The organism is Aquipseudomonas alcaligenes NBRC 14159, assembly GCF_000467105.1.
GTDB classification, from domain to species: Bacteria; Pseudomonadota; Gammaproteobacteria; order Pseudomonadales; family Pseudomonadaceae; genus Aquipseudomonas; species Aquipseudomonas alcaligenes.
In genome coordinates, this window is sequence record NZ_BATI01000086.1 from 1 (window position 1) to 2,615 (window position 2,615).

Genomic DNA, 2,615 nt, shown 5'->3' on the forward strand with positions numbered 1-2,615 from the left:
GCTCTCTATAGATCGCTCTGCAGACGACGCACTGCTAACGGCGTACCTGCGATCCACCATGATCGCCTTGCCTTTTCTTCTGCTCTTCATTGGCGTTGGAGCTTGGTGGATTGTCCAACGCGGATTGTCACCGCTGCGCCAGTTCAGAAAAATAGCGTCACAGGTTTCCACTCAGGACCTGACCCATCGCATACCAATAGATCGACTGCCTCAAGAGCTAAGCGAGCTGGCACACGGCATCAACTTCATGCTCCATCGCCTGGACAGTGGCGTTCAACAGCTCTCGCAGTTTTCTGACGACCTGGCCCACGAGCTACGTTCCCCCATCAGCAATCTGATGGGTAAGGCTCAAGTAACGCTTTCACGAGAGCGTCCACCAGAAGAGTACAAGGCGGTCCTTGAATGCTGTACCGAGGAGCTTGGGCGCGTGACACGCATTGTCTCGGACATGCTCTTCCTCGCTCAGGTAAGTCACCCCGCTTCGTTGGTGCCTTTCGAGCGAATTGATTTAGACGACGAAGCACGGCGAGTTGTAGACCTCTTCTCTATCTCCGCCGAGGAAAAGCAGATTGCGATAGACATCAGTGGGGCAGGCCACACCTTCGGTGATCGATTGATGATCCAAAGGGCCGTCTCGAACCTCTTGTCGAACGCCATACGTCACAGCCCCCGCAACAGCAGCATCTCGCTGCTGATTGAAAAGCAGCATGAGACGGTCTCGCTGTCTGTTGGCAATCCAGGGATTGGTATCCCAGCCCAGCACATTCCTCATCTGTTCGAGCGCTTCTACAGAGTAGATACCAGTAGATCCCGAGCAGAGGGAGGCACGGGCCTGGGATTGGCCATCGTGCGCTCCATCATGAGCCTGCACCAAGGCACCGTCGATGTGTCCAGCGTGCCGGGCAACTACACCGTTTTCCGATTGTTGTTCCCTCGCGCGCCAGAAACTCCAACGAGCCTGGTGCGTGCCGGAATCGGAAAGCAGAGAAGACAGCTGAGCTGACTTCTATCGCCTTAGCCGCTGTGATCTCACATACGGCTGAGCCGCCTTTACCCCGGAGCATCACCATGAAAAAAATAAGTGCCTCCCTAGCACTGGGACTTTTGAGCCAGCATGTATACGCCGCCGGCTTCATCGAAGACAGCAAGGCCAGCCTCGGCCTGCGCAATTTCTACATCAACCAGGACACCCGCAACGCGGACGGCGCCACCCAGGAAGAATGGGGTCAGGGCTTCCAGTTCAACTACATCTCCGGCTACACCGAGGGGACCGTCGGCTTCGGCGTCGACGCTCTCGGCCTGCTCGGCGTCAAGCTGGATTCCGGCAAGGGTCGCCATTACAACCCCGACTCCAGCAAATACGGCGGCACCGTGTTCCCCACCGACGAGAACGGTCGCGCGGTGGACAACTTCGGCAGCCTGGGGCTGACCGGCAAGGTGCGTCTGTCGAAGACCGAGGCACGCATCGGTACCCTGCAGCCCAAGCTGCCGGTGGTCACCTTCAGCGACGGTCGCCTGCTACCGCAGACCTTCGAGGGTGGCCAGATCACTTCAGCCGAGATCGACAACCTGACCCTGGTCGGCGGCCAGCTGGAACACGCCAAGGGGCGCAGTTCGAGCAACAACGAAGGCCTGTCCATCTCCGGAGCCAACAACGCCAAGACCGGCCAGTTCAGCAACAAGTTCTACTACGCCGGTGGCGACTACAAGATCGGCAAGGACCTGCTGGCGCAGTACTACTACGGCGAGCTGAACGAGTTCTACCGCCAGCACTTCCTCGGCCTGACCCACAGCCTGGCCATCGGCCCGGGCGCGCTGAAATCCGACCTGCGCTACTTCAAGAGCGACGCCGACGGCAAGAACGACAGCGCCGCCGGGGTGGCCAAAGGCTATGCCAGCACTGGCTACTACGGTCTGAACGCGGCCGGCAAGGCGATCACCAAGGGCGAAGTGGACAACGACACCTGGAGCGCCCTGTTCACCTACAGCCTCGGCGGCCACGGGCTGAGCGCCGGCTACCAGGAAGTCTCCGGCGACAGCAACTTCCCCTACCTGAACCAGGGCGACGGCGCCACCGCCTACCTGATCACCGACCGGCAGATCGGCAAGTTCGCCAGTGCCGGCGAGCGCACCTGGCTGGCCGAGTACGGCTACGACTTCACCAAGGCCGGCGTACCAGGTCTGAAGGCCACTGTCACCTATCTATCCGGCGACAACATCGATTCGGCCGACGGCGAGAAGAAGGAATGGGAACGCGACTTCCGCCTCGACTACGTGCTTCAGGACGGTGCCCTCAAAGGCCTCGGTTTCTCCTGGCGTAACGCCAGCCTGCGTGGCAACACCAGCGCCGCCGACCAGGACGAGAACCGCCTGATCGTCAGCTACAGCCTGCCGATACTCTGAGCTAGCCCCAAGAGGAGCCTCGCCTGATGGCGAGGCTCTTAGATTGCTATGTCGTGGGCGATGGGGAATGCCCCTACGATGAAATGGCGTCAGCTTGCCCTTCGTCGACCGAGGCAAACGATGTTAGCTACCGCAAGGTCTAATCGATCCGTGACTGCCGCAGCCGTAAGGCGTTAAACACCACGGACGCGGAGCTGACACTCATCGCCAGC

General features: G+C 60.0%; 2 protein-coding genes. Both read left to right on the forward strand.

Features of this window, described 5'->3' with window-relative positions:
• The coding region (locus tag PA6_RS22085; RefSeq protein WP_052520218.1) for a heavy metal sensor histidine kinase at positions 1–1,003 on the forward strand (1,003 nt) is incomplete at its 5' end.
• Between the two features lie 65 nt (positions 1,004–1,068).
• The gene (locus PA6_RS22090) at positions 1,069–2,403 is read left to right on the forward strand and encodes an OprD family porin (protein WP_021703182.1); all 1,335 of its coding nucleotides are present in this window, start codon (positions 1,069–1,071) and stop codon (positions 2,401–2,403) included.
• The last annotated feature ends 212 nt before the right edge of the window (positions 2,404–2,615 follow it).